The sequence below is a fragment of the Mongoliibacter ruber genome, assembly GCF_003003005.1.
GTDB lineage: Bacteria > Bacteroidota > Bacteroidia > Cytophagales > Cyclobacteriaceae > Mongoliibacter > Mongoliibacter ruber.
Genome location: NZ_PVTR01000002.1, coordinates 421,998 through 444,807, shown reverse-complemented (window position 1 = coordinate 444,807; position 22,810 = coordinate 421,998). Strand labels below are relative to the sequence as shown.

The 22,810-nt window shown below is 39.4% G+C and carries 22 protein-coding genes; 14 read left to right on the top strand and 8 right to left on the bottom strand.

Annotated elements, in window-relative coordinates; genetic code table 11:
- Positions 1–108: 108 nt before the first annotated feature.
- The 3 genes from CLW00_RS05155 to CLW00_RS05150 form a co-directional block, all read right to left on the bottom strand.
- The gene (locus CLW00_RS05155; RefSeq protein ID WP_106132577.1) at positions 109–939 is read right to left on the bottom strand and encodes a hypothetical protein; all 831 of its coding nucleotides are present in this window, start codon (positions 937–939) and stop codon (positions 109–111) included.
- Positions 940–1,007: 68 nt separating this feature from the next.
- Entirely contained in the window at positions 1,008–1,157 is a 150-nt protein-coding gene (locus CLW00_RS21350) for a hypothetical protein (RefSeq protein WP_170073173.1), read from the bottom strand.
- Between the two features lie 2 nt (positions 1,158–1,159).
- Positions 1,160–1,603 carry a hypothetical protein gene (locus tag CLW00_RS05150; protein ID WP_106132576.1) on the bottom strand — a complete coding sequence of 148 codons (444 nt, stop codon included), beginning with the start codon at positions 1,601–1,603 and terminating at the stop codon, positions 1,160–1,162.
- Between the two features lie 186 nt (positions 1,604–1,789).
- On the opposite strand from CLW00_RS05150, the gene CLW00_RS05145 reads away from it, so the two are divergent.
- The 5 genes from CLW00_RS05145 to CLW00_RS05125 all read left to right on the top strand — a co-directional run bounded on the left by CLW00_RS05145 (position 1,790) and on the right by CLW00_RS05125 (position 5,911).
- Entirely contained in the window at positions 1,790–3,547 is a 1,758-nt protein-coding gene (locus CLW00_RS05145) for a MutS-related protein (RefSeq protein ID WP_106132575.1), read from the top strand.
- Positions 3,548–3,618: 71 nt separating this feature from the next.
- Entirely contained in the window at positions 3,619–3,771 is a 153-nt protein-coding gene (locus tag CLW00_RS05140; protein WP_106132574.1) for a lmo0937 family membrane protein, read from the top strand.
- Positions 3,772–3,878: 107 nt separating this feature from the next.
- The gene (locus tag CLW00_RS05135) at positions 3,879–5,018 is read left to right on the top strand and encodes a 5-(carboxyamino)imidazole ribonucleotide synthase (RefSeq protein WP_106132686.1); all 1,140 of its coding nucleotides are present in this window, start codon (positions 3,879–3,881) and stop codon (positions 5,016–5,018) included.
- A 1-nt stretch (position 5,019) separates the two neighbouring features.
- Complete coding sequence (purE, locus tag CLW00_RS05130; RefSeq protein WP_106132573.1) at positions 5,020–5,535, top strand: 5-(carboxyamino)imidazole ribonucleotide mutase; 516 nt, start codon at positions 5,020–5,022, stop codon at positions 5,533–5,535.
- Between the two features lies 1 nt (position 5,536).
- Positions 5,537–5,911, top strand: a complete 375-nt coding sequence (locus CLW00_RS05125) for a hypothetical protein (protein ID WP_106132572.1) — start codon at positions 5,537–5,539, stop codon at positions 5,909–5,911.
- Here the strand turns inward: CLW00_RS05125 and CLW00_RS05120 are convergent.
- The 3 genes from CLW00_RS05120 to CLW00_RS05110 form a co-directional block, all read right to left on the bottom strand.
- A complete protein-coding gene (locus tag CLW00_RS05120; RefSeq protein ID WP_106132571.1) occupies positions 5,854–6,333 on the bottom strand; it encodes a DinB family protein in 480 nt (159 codons plus the stop codon). The two genes, CLW00_RS05125 and CLW00_RS05120, sit on opposite strands and share 58 nt — an antisense overlap.
- Before the next feature lie 57 nt (positions 6,334–6,390).
- Positions 6,391–8,460 (bottom strand): M48 family metalloprotease, encoded by a 2,070-nt coding sequence (locus tag CLW00_RS05115; protein ID WP_106132570.1) that lies wholly within the window; start codon positions 8,458–8,460, stop codon positions 6,391–6,393.
- Positions 8,461–8,686: 226 nt separating this feature from the next.
- The gene (locus CLW00_RS05110; RefSeq protein ID WP_106132569.1) at positions 8,687–9,052 is read right to left on the bottom strand and encodes a DUF3127 domain-containing protein; all 366 of its coding nucleotides are present in this window, start codon (positions 9,050–9,052) and stop codon (positions 8,687–8,689) included.
- Positions 9,053–9,584: 532 nt separating this feature from the next.
- Here CLW00_RS05110 and CLW00_RS05105 point away from each other — a divergent pair.
- Both CLW00_RS05105 and CLW00_RS05100 read left to right on the top strand, forming a co-directional pair.
- Positions 9,585–10,187, top strand: a complete 603-nt coding sequence (locus CLW00_RS05105) for an RNA polymerase sigma factor (protein ID WP_106132568.1) — start codon at positions 9,585–9,587, stop codon at positions 10,185–10,187.
- The gene (locus CLW00_RS05100; protein ID WP_106132567.1) at positions 10,162–10,404 is read left to right on the top strand and encodes an anti-sigma factor; all 243 of its coding nucleotides are present in this window, start codon (positions 10,162–10,164) and stop codon (positions 10,402–10,404) included. Before CLW00_RS05105 ends, CLW00_RS05100 begins: the two co-directional genes overlap by 26 nt.
- A gap of 41 nt (positions 10,405–10,445) precedes the next feature.
- Here the strand turns inward: CLW00_RS05100 and CLW00_RS05095 are convergent, their stop codons facing one another.
- Complete coding sequence (locus CLW00_RS05095) at positions 10,446–11,303, bottom strand: prolyl oligopeptidase family serine peptidase (protein ID WP_106132566.1); 858 nt, start codon at positions 11,301–11,303, stop codon at positions 10,446–10,448.
- 212 nt (positions 11,304–11,515) lie between these two features.
- Between CLW00_RS05095 and nth the strand changes: the two genes are divergently transcribed.
- Genes nth through CLW00_RS05075 form a run of 3 tightly spaced genes read left to right on the top strand, consistent with a single transcriptional unit; the run spans position 11,516 to position 15,209 of the window.
- Entirely contained in the window at positions 11,516–12,202 is a 687-nt protein-coding gene (nth, locus tag CLW00_RS05085) for an endonuclease III (RefSeq protein ID WP_106132564.1), read from the top strand.
- 2 nt (positions 12,203–12,204) lie between these two features.
- Entirely contained in the window at positions 12,205–13,989 is a 1,785-nt protein-coding gene (asnB, locus tag CLW00_RS05080; protein WP_106132563.1) for an asparagine synthase (glutamine-hydrolyzing), read from the top strand.
- Positions 13,986–15,209 (top strand): glycosyltransferase family 4 protein, encoded by a 1,224-nt coding sequence (locus tag CLW00_RS05075; protein ID WP_106132562.1) that lies wholly within the window; start codon positions 13,986–13,988, stop codon positions 15,207–15,209. Before asnB ends, CLW00_RS05075 begins: the two co-directional genes overlap by 4 nt.
- Here CLW00_RS05075 and gldB read toward each other — a convergent pair.
- Complete coding sequence (gene gldB, locus CLW00_RS05070) at positions 15,175–16,176, bottom strand: gliding motility lipoprotein GldB (RefSeq protein ID WP_106132561.1); 1,002 nt, start codon at positions 16,174–16,176, stop codon at positions 15,175–15,177. The genes CLW00_RS05075 and gldB overlap by 35 nt on opposite strands.
- 346 nt (positions 16,177–16,522) lie before the next feature.
- Here gldB and CLW00_RS05065 point away from each other — a divergent pair, with 346 nt between their 5' ends.
- From CLW00_RS05065 to CLW00_RS05050, 4 genes are all read left to right on the top strand, one after another.
- Positions 16,523–17,878 (top strand): fasciclin domain-containing protein, encoded by a 1,356-nt coding sequence (locus CLW00_RS05065; protein ID WP_106132560.1) that lies wholly within the window; start codon positions 16,523–16,525, stop codon positions 17,876–17,878.
- Between the two features lie 44 nt (positions 17,879–17,922).
- The gene (locus tag CLW00_RS05060) at positions 17,923–18,927 is read left to right on the top strand and encodes a radical SAM/SPASM domain-containing protein (RefSeq protein WP_425437937.1); all 1,005 of its coding nucleotides are present in this window, start codon (positions 17,923–17,925) and stop codon (positions 18,925–18,927) included.
- A 239-nt stretch (positions 18,928–19,166) separates the two neighbouring features.
- On the top strand, positions 19,167–21,728 hold the full coding sequence (locus CLW00_RS05055; RefSeq protein WP_245917172.1) for an SLBB domain-containing protein: 2,562 nt from the start codon (positions 19,167–19,169) through the stop codon (positions 21,726–21,728).
- A 3-nt stretch (positions 21,729–21,731) separates the two neighbouring features.
- Positions 21,732–22,805, top strand: a complete 1,074-nt coding sequence (locus tag CLW00_RS05050) for an exopolysaccharide biosynthesis protein (RefSeq protein ID WP_106132559.1) — start codon at positions 21,732–21,734, stop codon at positions 22,803–22,805.
- Positions 22,806–22,810 lie beyond the last annotated feature (5 nt).

Here is a 22,810-nt window from a genome sequence, read left to right as displayed (position 1 = left end):
TGGAAATCTGATACAATAAAAGGCAATATGAATTTCTCGGTTGCTTTATTGATCCATAAAACTTTTAGAAGTTTTCAAATAAGGCATCCTTTTCAAAATAAAGAATCCTCAATCCAAGGTCAATGTGATGGTTTCCCCTTCTAGTCTTACTTGGATTTCCCTATCACATATGCCCTGACCATAATCTACTTGAAACACAAAAGATTGAGACAAACTTATAACGCTTATCCCCTCACTGGGAATCCAATTTCCTGAGTTGGTGCAAGTCTGAACAAATACCAAAGGATAATAAATTTCTGAATTAACATCAACTCCTATTCTGCTTTTAATTGATGAAGAACCAGTAACTTCGGCACGCATGTCTTGGTCTTGCAAGAAAAATTTTCTGTTATGACTTATTGTAACACTTGACTGACTCCCATCAGGCCAAGTCAGTTTGCCATTATCCATTTTTATTTCAAAAGACATTGTCATATAATTGAGGTCAATACCTTTATTCGTGGTAACCCGTGTACCCTCAATTTTTACTCCATTTACAAAGTATTCTTGAAAGTTGACCGTTACAGAAGCGGTAGGAAAGAATATCATGCCGGTATAATTAATGAATAATCTGCCCTTCCTTGTGATTCCATTTGCACTCGTGCAGCCTTCACCAAAATCAACTATAATGCGTTTGTTTTCTGGGAAATGTGTCACTTTAGCATCATCACATAAATCTCCAAAAAAATTACCCTCTGTACTGAAACCAAGCCTGTTGGCTTGTAAAGCAATAAGGACAACATTATCAGTATCGGTAAAAGCAGCGTTAATTTCTGCATCCTCTACAACAATGGTCGCATTAAGATTTGGCCCTGGGTCTGGAAGGGGGTCATTTTCACTACAAGACATTAGCAGAATACTACCTATGGCTACTAGCAAGGTCAACCTTTTGAGAATCATAATGATCGGTTTATTTTATTGAAAAATGAACCGCAAATAAATACAAAAAATATTGAAGTTTAATAATGTTATTTTGCTTCCGATTTTTTTTCCTTTTTCTTATTACCTCCACCGCAGCCGATGTTAGTTCCAAACACTATATCTTCAGATATTCCCCCATATCCTTCTACAAAATCAAACTCCTCAGCAAGTTCTTTTATTCTCTTTTTTTTAGCCATTATCAATAAGTCAATTCAGCATCTTGGATAATGAAATTCAACTCTTCCAAATCACTGTCATTTAGCTTAAGCTTACCCTTGATGGTGACAATTTCATCTGTTTTAATCCTTTTACTTGGACGTTTTTTGAGATAACCTACCACTACACTTTCAGGTCCGGCACCCCCACAAAAAAAACATTCGGCATTCGGGAATTTCGATATCACTGCAATATTGGAAGTGTTCATTTCCAAGGGAATGTAAAAACCTGTCACCGATACTTCCTTGCCATCCAACGCCTTTAGCTCATCGGGAAATTTCGGATATAAAAAATACATCCCGAATTCTCGGTTCAGTTTTTCTACAAACCTTGTTTTGCCAAACAAGGCCCACATATCTTTTTCAGGCAAACTCATAGCTGAACCTGCAATTACTATAATCAAAAATATTGGAAGTAATTTTTTCATAAGATTTACTTTAAGCAAAGAAGACTCCGGCGAGGCCGGAGTCTATTGTCAACCACCATCATTCAAATGAAGAGAACACTACATGAATGATAATAACCAAAGATAATAAATTCTTATAATCTAACTGCAACATAGTTGCATTAAATTAAAAATTAATAAGAATTTCACATTTTTTATCTTTACGATATGAAAATAGACTTCAAAGAAGAGGATCTTGCAAAAACCCTCGCAAAAACAAAGAAGAAAACCCTGAATATCACATTGGTACGTCTTCTGGTTTTTTTCTCTCTCATTCCGATTTTAGTGCTCAGTCTCACTGACTATCCAGTTTTATTTTTAATACTCTTATTACAGTTGATGCTCTTTGTATACCTGATTGTCCGCTTCAATCACTTCAAAGATGCAGAGATTTTTCTCCTTGAGTTAATTAAAATGGATTCGGAAAGAACCTTAAGAGCGGAAAGAAAGCTCCATTCATTTGATCCTGGTAATGAGTTTCAATCCAAATCCCATCCATTTGCAATAGACCTCGATTTATTTGGGGAGCACTCCATTTTCCAACTGATCAACCACACCTGTAACAACAGCGGCAAAAAACAATTGGCTGAGCAAATGAAGAAAAACATTGATGCTGATAATGCGCAAGTTGTCAAACCGGCTATCGACGAATTGGCAAAAGATAAAAAGTTCCTCAGAAGTTTTGAAGCAACAGGAAGGGCATTCATAAAAGAAGAGAAATCCAAGGATAAATTCTATTCTTGGTTAAAAGAGCCCCTCAAATGGAAATCCTTCTACTTCCTGCCCATGTTCATGGGGCCAATCCTTGGATTGGTCCTGGTATTTGGGGTAGCGGCGGGCCTATTACCCATTGCATATCTGAGTTTTTGGATCCTATTGGGATTGGTTTTTTTAGGTTTTGTTTTCAAACCTCTAGCTGATGCAAGTAAGGTCTTCCCTAGTCAGGGTGATATCAAAACATACAGAATTTGGTCTGATATGCTCGCAGAAAAAGATTTTTCAAATTCTTATCTGCAGGAGCACAACACCATTTTCAAGGACAAAAACAATATTCCAGATGGCCTCAAAACCTTAGAACAAGTTTCATATTTAGTGGATAACAGGATCAACATGGTGTACTTGATTTTCAACCTCCTCTTTTGGCTTGACTTCGGACTATTTTGGAAATTGAAAAAATGGAAATCATCCTATCAAAATCAATTGAGGGAATTGGATCAGATATTCGATGAGTGGCAGGCATTGGTTTCTTTGGGCAGCTTTTCGGCTGAAGAAAAGCTTACAGGAGAGATTTCATGGTCTGAAGAGGAATTAATTGCATTTAGCAGACTCAAGCACCCTCTTTTAAGGGCTGACATTGCAGTTCCCAATTCATTAGAGCTTTCGGTTCAGGAACAAACCGTCTTATTGACCGGCTCAAACATGTCAGGCAAAACAACTTTTATGCGCACCATAGGCGTTAACATGGTATTGGCGAACCTCGGACTTCGCCCTTTTGCTGAAAATTTACTTATAGGCCCATTCAAACTCTATACAAGCATGCGGAATATGGACAACCTTGGTGAAAGTGTCAGCTCTTTTTATGCAGAACTCGCCCGTATCAAACAAGTACTATCTGCCGCCGAAAAGGGGGAGAAAGTTTTTTTCTTAATGGATGAAATCCTAAAAGGAACCAACACAATAGACCGGATTCAGGGAAGCGAAGCCTTAATCAAACAATTGGCCGAAAGTGGCGCTAAAGGTATAATCAGCACCCATGACATAGAATTGAGTGGTCTGGAAAATCAATTGGACTACCTGAAAAATTATAGCTTCCACAGTGAAATATCAGACAATGAAATCCATTTTGATTATACGCTCAAAAAGGGTCCATGTCCAAGTTTCAATGCACATAAACTCATGGAATTGATGGGGATCAGATTCAACTAAAAACTTGTTTTGGCACAGTGCTTGTTTAATTAAGGTTGAAAATCAATTATTTAACTTTAACCAAAACAATTATGAGCTCATTATTTTATTTGATCGCCGTGATATTAGTCATTGGCTGGATCTTCGGCTTCTTTGTGTATAGTGTGGGTGGATTGATTCATATCCTCTTGGTATTGGCAGTTATTTCCGTACTTCTGAGATTAATCGGTGGACGGACAGTATAACATCATCAATTTCATATTCCAAAACCCGCTCCGGCGGGTTTTTTTATGATGTAGCCCTTACATACCATACATTTTCCTTTATTTTTGTGCAACCAAATCTTTTCCCTGTGCAAAAGAATTACCAACAAAAAACTTTAGGCATCCTTGGAGGTGGTCAATTGGGCCGCATGTTTATACAATCTGCCATCAATTATAATATTGACATCCACATCCTTGATCCAGATTTCAATGCACCCTGTAAATCCATCTGCCAGGAATTTACACAAGGTAGCCTAACAGATTATGACACAGTTTATAATTTCGGGAAAAATTGTGATGTCATCACCATCGAAATAGAAAATGTCAACACAGACGCGCTGGATGCACTGGCTAAAGAAGGAAAAGAAGTATTTCCTCAACCTCATATTATCAAGCTGATTCAGGACAAAAGGACGCAAAAGGAATTTTATCAAAACAAAGGAATTCCTACAGCAGAATTTATCCTGACAGACAATAAAAATGCGGTAATTGCCAATAAAAATTTTCTGCCTGCAGTCAACAAACTTGGAAAAGAGGGTTATGATGGCAGAGGGGTACAAGTCCTTCGTTCAGAGGCCGACTTAGATAAGGCCTTTGAGGCACCTGGATTGTTAGAAAAACTAATTGATTTCGATAAAGAAATCGCTGTGATTGTTTCTAAAAATCAACATGGAGAGGTAAAAGCATTCCCAGCTGTAGAATGTGCTTTTCATCCAACTGCAAATCTGGTGGAATTTTTATTTGCTCCTGCAGAAATATCCGAAGATATAGAAAACAAAGCCAAAGAAGTAGCACTTCAGGTAATCCAAGAATTGGATATGGTGGGAATTTTGGCAGTGGAAATGTTTGTCACCAAAACCGGAGAGATACTTGTCAATGAAATCGCTCCGAGACCCCACAATAGCGGGCACCACACGATAGAAGCCAATATTACTTCACAATTTGAACAACACCTCAGGGCAGTAATGGGAATGCCTTTGGGAGATACAAGCCTGAGATCTCCTGCTGCCATGGTAAACCTATTGGGAGAAGATGGCTTTACCGGTGAGGCCTATGTAGAAGGTCTGGACGAAGCCATGTCCGAAAAAGGTGTCTATGTGCACCTTTACGGCAAAAAACTTACCAAGCCATTTCGAAAGATGGGCCATGTAACCATCTTGGATGACAATCCGGAAAAGCTCAAAGAAAGGGCTCATAAAATCAAATCTCTGATCAAAATAAAAGCATAATATGGACATACAGGTTGGAATCATCATGGGTAGCAAATCTGACTTACCCATCATGGCAGAAGCGGCTCAAGCTTTGGAAGAATTGGGCGTCGGGTACGAACTTACTGTAGTATCCGCCCACAGAACTCCGGAAAGAATGGTAGAGTATGCAACCTCAGCAAGAGAAAGGGGGATTAAAGTCATCATAGCAGGTGCTGGCGGTGCGGCCCACTTGCCAGGAATGGTTGCTTCCATGACTTCACTTCCCGTCATAGGCGTTCCCATCAAATCGTCCAATTCCATCGATGGATGGGACAGTGTTCTTTCGATATTACAAATGCCTGGTGGTATTCCTGTGGCCACAGTAGCTTTGAACGGCGCCAAAAATGCAGGTATATTGGCTGCTTCCATCATTGGAGCTTTTGATGCACAAGTGGGTAAAAACCTGGATCAATTTAAAGAAGGTCTAAAGAAAAAAGTCATAGAATCAGCAGAAGAACTAGAGGCTAAAGGTTGGAAAAGATTCCTTTCCGAATAATATGGATTTTCACAAAATCATCAAATTCCGCATAGGTTCTGAAGACTGGGAAATCCCTTTAGGAACTTTGCTTCTCTTACTGGCCATCACCCTGCTCCTGATGATTGGCGGAGCCTATATGGGATTTAAGTTTGGAGAAAGACAGTTTCCGGGTGAAGAGAACGTTGGGATGGCGGGAAGCTTAATGATTATTTACAGAAAGGAAATGACAGTTGGTGTACGTCATCCTGAACGTAGTGAAAGCCTGTCCCGCAGTATTGTGGGGGATCTCCTACTCTCAAGGAATGAGACTCTTCGTTTCGCTCAGGGTGAAGATCCCTACAAATCTGTCATTGGTGGAATCATCTTTTTAATCAAAACAATTTGCCCAAGATGATAATAACAGTGTTCAATAACCCCTTCAATATTTCGCAGGTAGCTTCCGTATTTTTCATCCACAAAGGCTTCGTCCAATTTGCTATCTGGTAGCTTGGCAACTTCCTCAACAAATTTTTCTGAATTGACCAGAAAATCCTTGATCAATTTATTCCAGTCGGATGCTGATTCAATCGGTGGCAGTTCAAAACTGTATTTATCCCGAATGTCTAAGGCACCACCTTTAAAAACATTTACAATTCCACCTAAATAATAGTTAACATGAAAAGTCAAGGCAGCAATTGAGTTCAAATTTCCCATTTTCTTAGTCGCTTGCAGCCAAGTGAGGCTTTCAATTTCCATTTTGAAATTGGTATTCGCTATCCATGCCCCATTCAGTAGGACTTCGTTTAACCTATTTGCAAGTTCCTTATTTCTTTCCATTCAAATTATGGCTTCACAAAATTATTGAAATTATTTTTCCGCATAGCTTCGTAAATGTTAAACCAAATTATGCGTTGTTCTAGTCAGCTCCACCTGATAATTCAACAAATTCTTTTTTAATAAAAAAGACGATTTTGATAAAAGAAATGTATAGTCATTCATTGCATTAAACAAAATTTCCAAATTACTATCTAAGTATTTTTCATTTAAAAAATACTTCCAATTCTTGGAAATATATAAATCAAAGTTTTCTTTAATTTTTTGGCTAATTTCAGACTGGAAAATATTGTTAGAAAGTATTTCCCTTATCCCACTTTTAAGATCTTCCTCTATAGCTTCAATCCGCTGGAAATTTGATCGAATCTGTTCAAAAGGTGTAATTTCATTTACAAATTGTAATTCATTTGACAGCTTCTCGCAGATTAGATATTTGGCTCCAAATTCGCTGGAAATTTTGAAATACTCTTCATACAAGAATTGCAAAGAATTTGTCTGGTTGATTTGACGTTCGCAGTTATGAAAAAATTGAAAAATTTTGATGTCATTTTGCCTAACCTTTTCATGTAACCCTGCAAGATCTGATTCAAGTTGTCTAAGTAGGTTGTTACTGTCTTTTTGATCATACTTTTCTCCATCATAATCAAAAGTTTTAACATCAATGGCTTTAATTGAAATTAGCTTTAATGTTTCAATGTCATTTTGTAAAGCAATCGCAGAATACACCAAATCAATATTTTGATCTGAGTATAATTCCTCTAAATCAATTTTTAATACATTGTTTCCTACAGCATTCAAATCAAATTCCATAGGGTCTTTATTATCATAGTATCCATTATAAATGTCATCAAATTTGTTTTCCAAAAATTCTTTTTCGAATTCTATCTGAAACTCATTAAAAGACATATCGGATGGTTGTTCTTGGTATTGAACTTGTTTAAAAATCTTATTGGTTAAATCTTTTTGAACTTTATCAATGTTGCGAAACAATTGGTTTGCTGGTGTATGGTCTATAATGTTTGAATTCAATCCCGTTTTTTCCAGCATCTCTATTCTGTCTTCAATACTTGGATGCGAGGCCCATTGATCTTTAACTACCAATTTAGACTTATTGAATTTGTTTAATTCCTCAAAAGACACTGCTGGAAAACCCTCTTTGATTTTAATATTGTTCTCCTTCGCAAGAAGATGCATGACAAATAAGTGGTTCTTATATAAGTTTTCACTTTTCTTATTGGTTGTTATTTTATTATCATAAAATGACAATACTTGATTAAAGGAAAGATCTGCTAAAGACATTCTCAACAAAGAACTTTGCAAAGGATTATATCCAGTCACATGCGCTGCTATTTCGTCTGCATGAAATTCCATTTCTCTTGATAGTCCCATGTAACTCATGTTTATGAGTCCATACATTCTTTTCAATACCCATTTTACACCATCAATTATTTTTACAGCAATCACAACAAAAATTGAAAAATAGCCACTCAAATTTGCCCACTTTTGGATCAATTGATCATAAGATTCATTTTCAAAAAGAAGGTTGAATATTACTTGGTTTACATTGTATACATAACTCCCTACTTTCATGGTTTTTTGAGAAAAATGGCCAAACTCATGGCTCAAAATGGCAATAAGCTCCGATTTGGAAACGGTATTTACAAGTCCCATCCCTATTTGAAGGTTTTTTTCAACAGGTAAAAACATACTCCAAAAACTAGAGTCGTAAAAAACTGCAGCATTAACATCCGAGGATAAATAGATTTTTTTTGGAAACTTCGTCCCAACTTTTTTTACTATATCCTCAATCTGACTAAATAACTCTGGTTCATTTTTTTTGCTTACTTCCAAAAGATGAGACCGATCGGGTTTGTGAGACTTGAAAATAAATTTCAATAAAAAGAAGAGTACAAGAATTCCCAAACTTGCCAATCCCAATCCCAAGACTATTGTCAATAATGAGATTTTTATAGAAATCAATTTTAACCCACCAAATACACATAATACTGTCAGACCTATAGCCATCGACAACATCAATATATAGATGAAAAAAAAGAAAATAATAGCAAAAACTGCCTTTGTGGTTTGAGTTTTAAACTCAGGTGAAACTTTGATTTCTTTTATTGCCATAAAATTTTCCCTTACTAAATCATGTACAACTACATTTCCCTGTCATTCCACCAGCCGAGTTGGCCCAATTGATATTCACATTGCAGATTGGTCCAGCTTTTTCTCATCTAAAACTAATCTTTTTTTTTAAACCATCAAAAATTTCAAACCTCTCCGTAATTCGCAAAAAAAAGAGATGCTAATTCACAATCAGCATCTCTTTTTTACTCCTAAAAGCTAAAATGACTTAGAAAGGCAAAATATCTTCTGAACTGTCGTCACCAAAGGTGGTAACATCAGGGGTACCGCCCTTTTGAGAAGTAGCTGCCGATGGAGCATTGCTTGCCCCCCCTTGCTTTTCTATTTTCCATGCTTTCACATCAGTGTACCACTTACCGTTGTATTCACGGCTTTCGATGTCTATGCTGGCATTGACTTCTTCACCGGCTTTCAATTTGAACTGGTCAATGCTATCTCCCCAAATAGTCACGCAGACTTTTTTTGGATAATTGCCTTGAGTTTCCAAGATAACCTCTTGTTTCCTCCACTGTCCATTTCTTCCTGTTCCATTTATCTCAGCGTTTACCTGAAATACTTTTCCACTTAGTTCCATATACTTTCTATTTATTATTTTCCTTGTCTGATTTAGCTGTTTTCTATAATTATTGCACCCCGTACCTCAACCCACTGAGAATCTAAATGACACTTAACCCAACTAAACTAAGGGTTGCTAAAGATCAATTCTTACCAAGAATTACATCTGAAAAACGAAGGTAAGAAATTCATAAAAAAGTACTCCACCTTAATCGGATAATTCCAATCAACGGCTACAATTTGATTTTTGGATTGGATTTAAAATTTTTCCGAAAAAAATAATTTCCCATATCAATAAAAAATAAGCTTCAATTTTCACATATTAGTGTTTCGAAAATCGACAAATATTCAAAATTTTATTTTTTTATTTTCGGGAATAGTACAAGAATTAACAGTGCATCTTTTTTTAGTAATAGAGAGTTTTAAAAAAACACATCATTCTATTGCATCATTCTATCTGAATCAATACATTTGGTTTGCATCTTTTAAATGTTTCACTACTAATCTTATACTATGGCATAAACCTCTACGTTATTTAAATTCAAATTTGTATGAGTAAAAGGATTGGTCCTAAGGACTCTGAACTGATCAAGCAGTACAGAAGCGGAAATGAAATCGCATTTGAACAACTGGTAGAAAAGTATAAATCAAGGGTGTATACCACCATCTACCTTATCGTGAAAGACCAAGGCGTTGCAGAAGATTTACTTCAGGATGTATTTGTAAAAGTAGTCCACACCTTGAATTCCGATAAATATAACGAAGAAGGAAAATTCCAACCATGGTTGATGCGTATTGCGCACAACTTGGCCATAGATTATTTCAGAAAACGTAAACGCTATCCCACCATTGTCATGGAGGATGGTGAAAGTATCTTCAACACGCTGAGGTTTGCTGAAGAAACAATAGAGGATCACAAAATCAAGGAAGATACCTTGGAACTTGTGAGAAAACTTATTGACGAACTCCCAGAGACTCAAAAACAAGTGCTGATCATGAGGCACTACATGGATTTGAGTTTTCAGGAAATTGCCGAACAAACCGGTGTAAGCATCAATACTGCCCTTGGAAGAATGCGTTATGCACTGATCAACATGAGAAAAAAAATGAAACAATTAAACGTTGCCTATGACAAAACCTTTTACCCCAAATGACCTGGTAAGATATGTGTACCAGGAAATGAGTGAGGAAGAAAATGAGCAATTGGTGCAGGCCTTGCGCGAAGATGGTACTTTGATGCAAGAATACCTTGATCTGCTGAGCACCATCGAACAACTGGACGAACTCGTTTTACACCCTTCTGAAAAAGTAGTAAAGAGCATTCTCAAGAATGCTAAGTCTACCGGACTCGAAAAAATAAAATCGTTTTAGATTGACGGTGACCTGAAAGCCTTAAAGCTTTCAGGTCTTTTTTATGGCCTGTTTTCTTGAATAAAGTCCTCCACCTCGAAAATCAAGTCTCTATAGGTCTGCTCCGTAAATCCATGACCCTGACCTGCATAATACCTACTTAAAAAGGGTACTCCCTCTTTTTCAAGCGCTGTTTCCAGATCATAACTCTGCTGAACCGGTACAACAGTATCCGCAGTCCCATGAAAAAATGCAGTGGGAACAGACCCCGATTCCACGAAAGTCAGCGGTGAGGAATCCAAAAACTTCTGTTTGTCCTGCTCCGGATTTCCAATCAAGGCTTGGAAAAGAAAAGGAGCCAAATTATTTACGGTCAACATTCCTATAAGATCGGTCGGCGGAAATAAAGCCACGGCTGTTTTGACCAGCCCGTCTGAGTTGTTTTTGTAACTGTGCAACAAGGTCAAATGCCCTCCTGCGGATGCTCCCGCCATTACCAATTCCTCAGAAACATTCCAATCTGAAAGCTTGGATTGAATCAAATCCATGGCTGCAATCATATCTTCTTCCTGACTAGGAAACCTGTTGGATCCGGTTCCCAGATCAAAAAGCCTATAGTTCAAAGACACATAAGCATAATTCTCTTGGGCATTTTCAAACCATGGCTTGAAACTCACAAATTCAGATTTGTCACCATCCATCCACGAACCCCCATGTACCCATACCAAGACCCTTGTGGAAGTCTGAGACCTACCTGCAGGGAGGAAAACATCCATTTTTTGCCTTGGATCATCACCATAACTCAGGTCAAAAATTTCCAAAGCCTGATTGGCGTCTAATGGTGATTCAGCATCCCTTTGGCAGGATTGAAAAAAAATTGAAATCAGTAATAAGATCCCAAAAATTTTGAGATTTTTCATAATTAAAGGAGATTGTTAACTGGAAGAAAAACGAAAGTTTGGTATTCTTGTTTTAATGTATGAGGAATACTGAAGTCTTCTTCCCAAAAACTAAAATCAAAAAGACAAGGGAGATCTGCAAAGTATAGATGGATAATATCCATGAATATCAAAGTATCAATCAGTATCCAGATATATTTTTGATCATCTAATAAAATAATATGCTTAAAAATATGCTTAAAAAAGAAAGGTATACCGCATTTATCAACCATTTTTCCGAAAACATGCCGGTGGCAGAAACTGAATTGGTATATGAAAATCCCTATCAGTTGTTGGTTGCTGTAGCCCTCTCTGCTCAATGTACAGACAAGCGTGTCAACCTAACAACTCCTGCAATTTTCAGGGATTTCCCTACGCCGTACCATCTTGCTGCTACCAATTTCGATGAGCTTTTTCCCTACATCAAGTCCATTTCATATCCCAACAACAAAACCAAACACCTCATCGGCATGGCCAAAATGCTGGTGGAGGACTTCAATGCAGAAGTACCCTCGACAGTGGATGAATTGGTCAAACTTCCGGGAGTCGGCCGCAAAACTGCCAATGTCATCACTTCTGTGGTCTGGAACCAACCCAACATGGCAGTGGATACGCATGTTTTCAGGGTTTCCCGAAGACTCGGCCTCGTTACAATGACTGCCAAAACGCCTTTGGAAGTGGAAAAACAATTGATACGCCATATCCCAAAAGAGCATGTACACAAAGCCCATCATTGGTTGATTTTGCACGGCAGGTATACCTGTCTGGCGCGTAAGCCAAAATGTATGGAATGCAGCATCACTCATTTTTGTCGATACTTCGAAAAAAACAAAGAGAAAATTCTTGATGAGCAAAATGCGGGCTTCTCTCCAAAAAAATAACCATGTGCGGAATCAATGTCATCTTGGGTCAACATCCAAATGCAGAAAAACTAGCTGAGCAAATGATGCGGGCCACTGCACATCGGGGGCCTGATTTCTCTTCTTTTACGCAAGTGAGCCAGAAGGTATACTTTGCAGCAAACAGACTCAAAATCCTGGACCTCACTGACAGCAGTAATCAGCCGATGTGGAACAAGGAAGAAGACGCCGTTTTGGCTTGGAACGGTGCCCTCTACAATTATCAGGACTTACGAAACAATCTCCTGGACCTAGGCTACCACTTTCAGACAAATTCCGATTCAGAGGTTTTACTTTATTGGCTCAGACATTTTGGAGAAAAGGGCATTGGACAACTCAAAGGTATGTTTTCAATAGCCTTTGCAGACCTAAGACAAAAAACTGTACTGATCCTTAGGGATCCATCCGGCGAAAAACCCCTCTATTTCTCCCAATCTGATAGTACCTGGCTTTTTTCGTCTGAGGCAAAACCTTTGACTTTGGGTAAAGACAAGAAAATAGACGTACAGCAATTTGTACCTTACTTCTTTCAAAGACACAGCCTTCCTGATAGAAGCCTTTTCTGTGGAGTCCAACAGGTATTGCCAGGTACAGGTTTGACTTTTGATTTTGAAGGAAAGTTACTGAACAGATTTTCCTGGAAATACCCAAAACAAACATCTCATTCTCTGTCTCAAAATTCTTTTGAGGAATTGCTCAAAGATGCAGTATTGAAAAACTTCCACACAGAACGCCGGGTAGGTACGGTCCTTTCAGGGGGTGCAGACAGCAGTTTGATCTACGCCCTTTGGTATGAGGAAACAGGTGAACCTACACCAACTTTCACTGTAAGTTTCGATGAGAAGAAAAAGGCAAAATATTCAGACCCCACCTACAGCAAAAAATTAGGCCGTAAATATCCGTCTTTGGCCAAAGAGATATTTGTAGATTTGAATAAGGTAAAACAACATTGGCAGGCTTATATCTCCTCCTTAGACCAACCTATAGCAGATTCCGCTTCCTACTTGACTTGGATTACTGCCAAAGAGGCCTCCACTGATGTTCAGGTATTACTTTCCGGTGCTGGAGCGGACGAGTTGTTTGGGGGGTATAATCGGCATAAAGCATATGCGCAGTATTTGAAAAACCCTTCTATTTGGCTCTTTCTGAAAAAAACAGGACTAGAAAAAGTTCTTCCTTCAGGTTTGCAAAAGATGGTCAACAGCATCGAGGAGAGCCAAGTGGATACTTTTATCCAAATGTCCGCTTTGCAACATATACCAGCCGAGTACATACCTTTGATTCGAAAATGGTACCCAAAAGGAGATAGTCCTCTAAAAAATGCCTTAGAATGGGATAGAAGCTTTTATTTGATAAATGACATCCTCAAAATTCACGACAATGCCTGCATGGCGCATGGTGTAGAAGGCAGGGCCCCATATTTGGATTTTGAATTGATCACGTTGAGCCAAACAATGAGTGAAGAGCAACATCATCAACAGTTGGGGAAAGTATGGATCAAAGAAGCCCTGAAAAAAAGAGGCTTGGGTTTTATTGCCAAAAGGAAAAAACTGGGCTTTGGCTTACCGCTGCAAGAATGGTCCAATGACCCCGAATACATAAATTGGGTAAGTCCTATAATCCAAAAAATGGAATCACAATGGGGAAGTCATTTCTCTGAAGAAATGCGTATTTTGTCCAAAAACCCCAAGCGGGCGAAAGGACGTCAGTATTTACAAGTCTGGAACCTATTTGTCTTGGCTTCGTGGCTTGAGCAAAATTCAATATGAGAATTATTTATATCCATCAATATTTTGTCACCCCTCAGGAAGGAGGGGCTACACGGTCTTACCACCTTGCCAAAGGTATGGTCGAAAAAGGGATTGAAGTGGAAATGATCAGCTCACACAACAAGGACTATTATGACCTACGCATCATTGATGGTATCAAGGTGCATTACCTTCCAGTCTCCTACAGGCAGGAATTTGGTTTTCTCAAGCGGACTTGGGCCTTTTTGAGATTTGTAAACGCGGCTAAATCCTGCATCCGGAAATTGCCTAGACCGGATTTACTCTATATTTCATCCACCCCTTTGACCACTGGGCTGATCGGTCTTTGGGCCAAAAGAAAGTTTGCCATTCCTTTTATCTTTGAAGTAAGAGACCTATGGCCCGAAGCACCTATTCAAGTGGGAGCAATCAAGTCGGTTTTCTTGAAAAAATTCCTTTTCAGCATGGAAAGCAGGATTTATCGACATGCTTTGAAAATAATTGCTCTTTCGCCAGGAATAGCTGAAAATATCAGGAAAAAAACTCCTGATACAGCGATTCATATCATTCCAAATTTTGCTGATTTGGAAACATTTTTTCCCAGAGGAAAAGATGAAAAACTGCTGAATGAATTTGGACTAAAAAATCAATTTACCATAGCCTATGCAGGTGCAATAGGTCAGGTCAATGCTGTCTCGGAGCTGTTGGAGATTGCCAAAATATCTCAAAAACATGGAAAAGAGTACCAGTTTGTAGTCATGGGAAAGGGATCAAATACAGCCGAACTGCTTCAAAGAGCCAAACAAATGAAGTTAGGGAATTTCATTTACATCCCTTTTGGTTCTAAAGAAAGGGTAAATGACTTGATGGCTTGTGCCGACCTGGCATTTATTTCTTTCAGTCAACATCCTGTCTTGGAAACGAACAGCCCCAATAAGTTTTTTGATGCCTTGGCCGCTGGAAAAGCCATTGTGGTCAACCACAAAGGCTGGGTGCATGATTTGGTCAAAACTGAGAAACTGGGAGTTTTTTACCCTCCCAACAAAACGGGAATTGCTCTTAAGAAAATAGATAAATTGGCTCAAAACACTGAAGAACTTAGAAACATGCAGCGCCGATCCCGAAGACTGGCCGACAGGTATTTTTCCAAAGAAACAGCTGTAAGCAGGCTGCTTTCAGTGATTGACGATAAGCAATTCGGCAAACTTACTGAGGACGGGGTTTATATCCTGACTGCCTGAAAATCTTATCCGTATTGGTTTCCATCATCAATTCTGGAAGGCTAAAGCTATTGTTGAAACGGTAATCATCAACAATATTCCAGCCCAACCATCTTCCTATTCTCCCCGGTGCATCAGGACTGATTTCATCTGTTGACGGAGCTTCTCCTGTATATTTTCTGATCTCAAAAGGATTGGTTTCAAAAAAGAGGTCTTCTTCTACAAAGTGTGCCCATATAAAATCCTCATTGGCAAAGCAGGCAACAATTTCATCCTCCGTGTATCCAATAATATACTGATCTGAGGTGCAAGGCAAAATGCTCTTGGTGAAATGGTAGGCCTTCCCATAAAAAATCATTTCTGCCAACAAAGTGCTTTCTCTAAGGTTTGTTTTGTTGAAAACTGAAGAAATAGCCGTGACTACTGTTGGAACAATATATTCCTTTTGGTACCTCTTGCTGATGTATTGAGGAATATCAGGTGGCTGAAAACGGTGCTCAAAAGGCAGAAAATAATCTAAACCAATCACTAAAATTTCTTCGTCCAAGTATATATCCGAACTAAAACCGCTGACAAAAGTGTACACCGTCGGGACTTTAAATTCAGGAAAATAATACTGTATGTACTTGAAGGCATTTTCCAAATCCTTCTCCAATTCTACTATATCCGGATAATGTGCTTTCACTTCATCGTACAATTCAAGCATCAGCGTATCCTGATTGGCCATTAATATTTCATCAGCCAACTCTTCAGGTGAGGAATAACTGTCCAGAAACAGCATTCTTTCGGCAAACAAAGGATGAGCCTCAAAAAGGCGTAAAATACTTTCCTGATCCTTGGCTTGGAAAAAAGCATCTTCCAACCTTTCGATTTCCACGCTAAGGTCAACGGATAGAATATCCTCATCCAATTGACAATCCTCTGTGGATTTTTTACAGGAAAAAAGAGCCAATGTCAACAACAAGGTGATCAACAAACTTTTTCGCATACTTTATTTTTATAAACTACTATTTGATTTACTTCTGAGATTCTCCTAACTACACTTCATGAGAATCATCCAGCCAAATACTTATTAGTAAACATCCTAGTATCAACTGAGGGTATATGAATATCAGCTTTTTGTGAAATGTATAATTAATCAGGACTACTTCTAGGAGAGTCAAAAATGACAATTCTAAATCTCTCTTCCACAAAATTATTGAAGTCTTTTCAGGATCGTGCATTTTTCAGGATTTTTAACCTCTCATAAGCTATTTGTTAGAAGCCAAGACCAAAAACAAAACTTATCCTTAGTTTTGCTGTATTAGACTTATATTCACATTCGGGAAAAATAAATGACCTTGATATTGCGTAAACTTCTCCTTCTCTTAGGTATTGTAGCATTCCTCTCTTCTATGCAGGCTTGCAATATTGAGGGCGATTTGCCTCCGGAAAATGAGTTTGACCTATTTGGTACGGTTGAGGAAATCACTGAACTATCCATTTTTACTGAAGCGGTGCAATTGGCCTTGCTATCAGAACCATTATCCGATCTAGGGCCTTTCACTATTTTTGCCCCGAGCAATGAGGCCTTTGAAGATTTATTCAGAGAAGTTGGCGTCACCAACATCCGTCAAATACCCGCAGATGTATTACAAGGCCTTTTACTTTATCATATAGTAAATGGCAGGCTACTTTCGAGAAATATCAGTGCAGGAAGTTTTCAGACCTTTCTGCCTGAAGCTTCTTTGACCATCACAGGAACAGGAAGCAATATCCGTCTCAATGAAGAGGTATCAATTATCAGAAGGGACATTGAGGCCACAAATGGCATGATCCATATGGTTGATGCGGTCATTTTTCCACCTAGCAACAACATCATGGAAGCTTTGGAAAATAATGACAACACCATTTTAGTGCAGGCTTTGATCGCCGCTGGAATGGCAGAAACCCTCGCCTCCGGAGGTCCATTCACCATTTTTGCTCCTAGCAATGCAGCATTTAATAGGTATTTGGAAGCCAACCTCATCACTGGCACAGAGCTATTGGAATCCCCTTTTTTACAAACTCTTTTGAGTTACCACGTCATTGAAGGCCTTCTCCCTTCACAGAATTTCAACTTGGGACCAAGAGAATCAATCTTATCTGTACCTTTCTATTTTTCTGAAGCCGTCAATGGCAACTTATGGCTCAACGGTATTGCTGGTTTCACCAGTACCAATATCAATGCGGACAATGGGATCATTCACGTGATAGATTTTGTCATTACACCTCCTAGTGAAAATATCCTGCAGTTTTTGGGCAATGCCGCAACCAACTCAGAACCTGAATTCAGACTATTGATCGAAGCGATTCAACTTACGGGTTTGGAGGAAGAGTTTTCAGGTGGTATTGAAGACAATTTGACCCTATTTGCACCAACTGATGCGGCATTTGAATCTTTATTCGATGATTTGGGAATCAATGGTCTGGACGAAGTGCCTATCAATACTTTAAGGGATATATTATTGAATCATGTTGTTGCTTCCCGATTGTTTTCTCAAGATTTGAGAGACGAGGAACCTTTGGAATCCCTACTTGAGGGTAGCCCCCTGACAGTCAATATAGGAGATCAATTGATCAATGAGAGCCGGCTAATCCCAGATTTTATCAATACATTGACTTTGAATGGCGTCATTCACGGCATTGATGCAGTCTTGATTCCGGAATAATCTCCTACTTTTGGTTTCTTATAAATTTTGACAAATTTGAAAGTGTGAATAACCAATGGATCACAGCTAAGGCTTTTGTTAACTACCTCAACTGGGCCAAAATGTCCAACTACCTGAGGCTTTACCTTTCCTTTCATTGGAGTAGGTTGTTGAAAAAGCCGATGCTATGGGGCATGCCAACAACACTCTCCATCGAACCTACTACGAGTTGTAACCTACGCTGTCCTGAGTGTCCAAGCGGACTGAGGAGCTTCACCCGCCCAACCGGTATGCTTGATGTTGCGCTTTTTAAAAAAGCCATTGACCAATCCAAATCTCACCTCACCTACTTGCATCTCTACTTTCAGGGAGAACCCTTTTTACACCCGGAATTCACAGAACTGATTTCCTATGCCCATAAGGCAGGAATATTCACCGCTACCTCCACCAATGCCCATTACCTGAGCGAGGAAAATGTCAACAAAACCATCGCTTCCGGTCTCAAACAGTTGATCGTATCCATGGATGGTATTACCCAAGAAGTGTATCAGGACTACAGGATAGGCGGCAAGCTTGCCAAAGTCCAAGAAGGTCTATCTCTTCTTGTTGAAAAAAGAAGAGATTCCGGACAAAATTTCCCAAGAATCGTCCTTCAATTTTTGGTTACAGGAAAAAACGAACACCAAATTCCAGCCCTTCAAAATTGGGCATATAATGTGGGGGTGGATGAGCTACAACTGAAGACCACACAGGTTTATAATTTTGAAAATGGTTCTCCCCTAATCCCCAAAGCTGAAAAATACTCCAGGTATGTAAAGGCTAAAAATGGCAAATGGCAATTGAAAAAGAAAATAGAAAACAAATGTTGGCGCATGTGGCAAGGAGCAGTGATCACATGGGATGGCAAAATGGTCCCTTGCTGCTTTGACAAAGATGCATCTCACGTCATGGGCAACATCCAGGAAAAACCCATTGAAGAAATCTGGAAAAATGTCCATTACGATAAATTCAGACAGCAGCTGCTAAGAGACAGGACCCAAATCGACATTTGTAAAAACTGCACCGAATAATCGCCTTGTCTGAGATTTTTTGGGCTAATATTTCTTTACAACTGGGAATACTTATCTTTACGCTGATTTTCTTCTATTTTAATTGGAAAAAATGCCATTTGACGCATCAGGATATCCTTCCTGATGATTAAGAAACAGGCAATATCAATATGACAGAGCACTCATCATTTGCACCCAAATTGGCCCGAAAATTTATTTTAAATTTCTTCTTTTGCCTTTTTGCATGTAGTCTTTTTATCATGCTTCCCACAGCATCCTATTCACAGTCCATGGCAGATATAGCCAACATTCAAGTGGATGAGCTCAGCGATGCCCAAATCCGTGAATTGGTCAAAAGGGCTGAAGAAGCTGGCATTTCTGAGATAGAATTGGTTCAGATGGCAAAGCTTAGAGGCCTTCCTGAGGCAGAAGCTGAAAAACTTGAAAGAAGGATCAAAGACTTGGAACTGACAGGAGCTGCATCACGCTCTAGAACCACAGCATCCAAAAGGGATCCAAGAAGGCAAACTGACCTTTCAGAAATTACCCAAAACATCTTCCAATACAAGAGAGATGGTATACAGTCATTGGAAGATAAACCATCGAATATATTTGGAGCCGAGCTTTTTTACAACCAAAACAGGAAGTTAAGCTTCGAGCCCAATCTCAATATTGCCACTCCAAAAAACTATATCCTCGGATCCGGAGATATGGTATATGTGGATATCTATGGCGAATCTGAGCAATACTATGAAGCCACAGTCAACCCTGACGGTTTCATGATATTGGATAATATCGGCCCTATATCTGTGTCCGGCAAAACAATAGAAGAAGCTACCGGGATTATCAGAAATAGACTGTCAAACTACTATACAGGCCTTCGTGGGGCGAATCCTAGCACTTTTGTCCAGGTCACTTTGGGGAATATTAGAAGCATACAAGTTCATTTGGTAGGTGAGGTAAGATTACCGGGTACTTTCACCCTCAGTGCATTCAGCACAGTTTTCAATGCCCTCTATGCAGCAGGTGGACCCAATGATAATGGCTCCATGAGAAGCATAAGAATTATAAGAGGTGGCAATCCCGTAGCTAGTATCGACATCTATGATTTTTTGGTCAACGGAAAAGCAAGCCTAGACTTTCAGTTACAGGATCAGGATGTCGTAATGGTGGACCCTTTCATTGCCAGAGCGACTGTCAAGGGAGAAGTAAAGCGCCCTAGAATATTTGAAATCAAAGAAGGCAATACCTTCGAAGATGTTTTGCGCTATGCAGGTGGGTTTACTGATGAGGCATTCAAAGACAGAATCAATGTCACCAGAATAAGTGGTAGTGAAAGGGCTGTTTCGGATATCTTCAACAGCCAATTTGGTCTCTTTTTGGTCAAAGGAGGCGATGAGTATCATGTAGGAAAAGTTTTGGACAGGTTTGCCAACAGGGTACAGATCAAAGGTGCTGTTTTCCGTGAAGGCAACTTTGCCCTTACCGACGGACTTACACTTGGCCAGCTGATCAAAAATGCAGATGGCATACGTGGTGATGCCTATCTTGAGCGGGCAAGTATCCTGAGAACTTATGATGACCTCAGCACAGAACTCATCACCATCAACTTAAGGGATGTCATCAGCGGCGCTACACCCGATATTCCACTTAGCCGTGAAGATGTGGTTCGCATTTCAAGCATATACGATCTCAAAGAGGAGTTTTATGTACAAATAAACGGCGAGGTAAGAAATCCAGGAACTTACCCTTATTCCAAAAATATGTCAGTAGAGGAGTTGGTCCTTTTGGCAGGTGGTCTGAGAGAAGCTGCTAATGTCAAAGATGTAGAAATCGCAAGAAGATCTCAGGATGCTGATGCAGGTGCATTTTCTGACCTGATCACAGTTCAACTAAATGAAAGCCTTATTCCCCAAGCAGACCCCACATCACTTGAGCCTTATGACATGGTGATTATCAGGAGAAAACCTAATTTCATTCTAGACAAACTTGTGCAGGTAGAAGGTCAGGTAAATTCACCCGGTATTTTCTCTGTCAGGTCAGCGGAAGAGCGCATTTCAGATGTGATCAACAGGGCTGGAGGACTTACCAGATTTGCTTTTCCAAAAGGAGCGACCCTGATCAGAAGAACAGAGTTTTATGATACCGAATCCGAACAGATCCGTAGACAAAGAAACTTGATGGACTTGCAACAGAGGATGCTTATGGATCCAAATAATACAGAAGCGCAGGAGTTGTTATTGGAAAGGCTTTTCAAAGACCTGGATAATGTTCCACAGGAAAGAAGAGAAGGTGAAGCTGTGGCCGAATCCAGAAAGGATTTGATCACAGGGATTACTGAAAAGAGACCTGATTTGGCACCGATCAAAATCCAACAAACGGAAGCTGTCGCAATAGATCTTGATGCTATTATAAGAAATCCAGGTTCGAGTGTAGATTTGATTCTGGAAGAGGGAGACATTATTTCAATTCCAAAACAGCTCCAAACTGTTCGCCTAAGGGGGGATGTAATTTATCCAGCTACTGTTAGGTTTGAGAAAGAAAGGGGCATGAAATATTACATCAACCGGGCTGGAGGTTTTGACAATAGAGCCAATCGAAAAAGATCTTATATCGTCTATGCCAATGGCGAAGTCAGAAGAACCAAAAGTTTCTTGGGAATCAGAGCATATCCTTCTGTGACTCCAGGATCTGAGATCATAGTACCAACCAAAGGGCCAAGGTTGCCAATAAGACCAGGAGAATTTGTGGGAATAGCCACAGGACTGGCCACATTGGTACTTGTCATCACCCAAATCACCCCTACACAATCCAACCCTTAAAAAATGGCTGATCAAAAACATATCGTAGATGATAAAATCACCTTGAGGGAAGTGGTCCTAAGATTTAAGTATTGGACTGGTTATTTTGTGGGAAAATGGAAAACACTCCTCTTGGTAGGTTTGGTAGGTTTGGCTTTGGGTGCCATAGCGTCTATTTTAAAAAAACCTGTTTATCATGCCGAAACCACTTTTGTGTTGGAAGAGTCGGATATGTCCGGTTTGGGACAAATGTCAGGACTTGCCTCTTTGGTGGGTGTCAACATTGGCTCCCTGGGATCCTCCAGTGGGCTTTTTCAAGGTGACAATATCATGGAGCTTTACCGCTCTGACAATATGCTCGGCAAAACTTTGCTCAGCGACTTTGATGAAAACCAACTTTTAATTGACCGCTATATCAGTTTCAATGAGTTGGAGAGTAAGTGGAAAAGAAAAGTGGACCTCAGTGGAATGGATTTTTCTATCCCTCGTGAAAACTTCTCCGTCTCTCAAGACTCTGTGGTCAAAGAAATCGCAAAGCTGATTCGGGAAAAGCAATTATCAGTAGAAAAGCCAAACCGAAAACTTACCATCATTCAGGTAAATGTATCTTCTAAAGATGAGGCCTTCGCAAAGGTATTGAATGAAACACTTGTGGAGAAGGTCAACAGTTTTTACTTCGAGACCAAAACCAAAAAAACTGCAGAGAACCTTTTGATCTTACAATCACAGGCAGATAGCGTCAGAAAAATTTTAGACGAAAGTCTCTTGGCTTTTGCCAGCAGCACAGATAGGGTACCTAATCCAAACCCCTTATTGCAGGCGGCCACTGTCGACGCGAGAAAGCGACAGGTAGATGTGCAGGCTTCTACAGCTGTGTACACAGAAATCGTCAAAAACCTTGAAATTGCCAAAGTCAACCACCGCAATAATTCTCCTTTGATTCAGATTATCGATACTCCAAGATTTCCACTCAAAAGAACCGAAATCAAGTTATTGAAAGGGATGGTATTTGGCGCGGTTATTTTAGGCCTATTTGCCTTGCTTTACCTTTATTTCAGTGAGTTGTACCGACTTCATATAGAAGAAAAACAAGGATAGGAGAA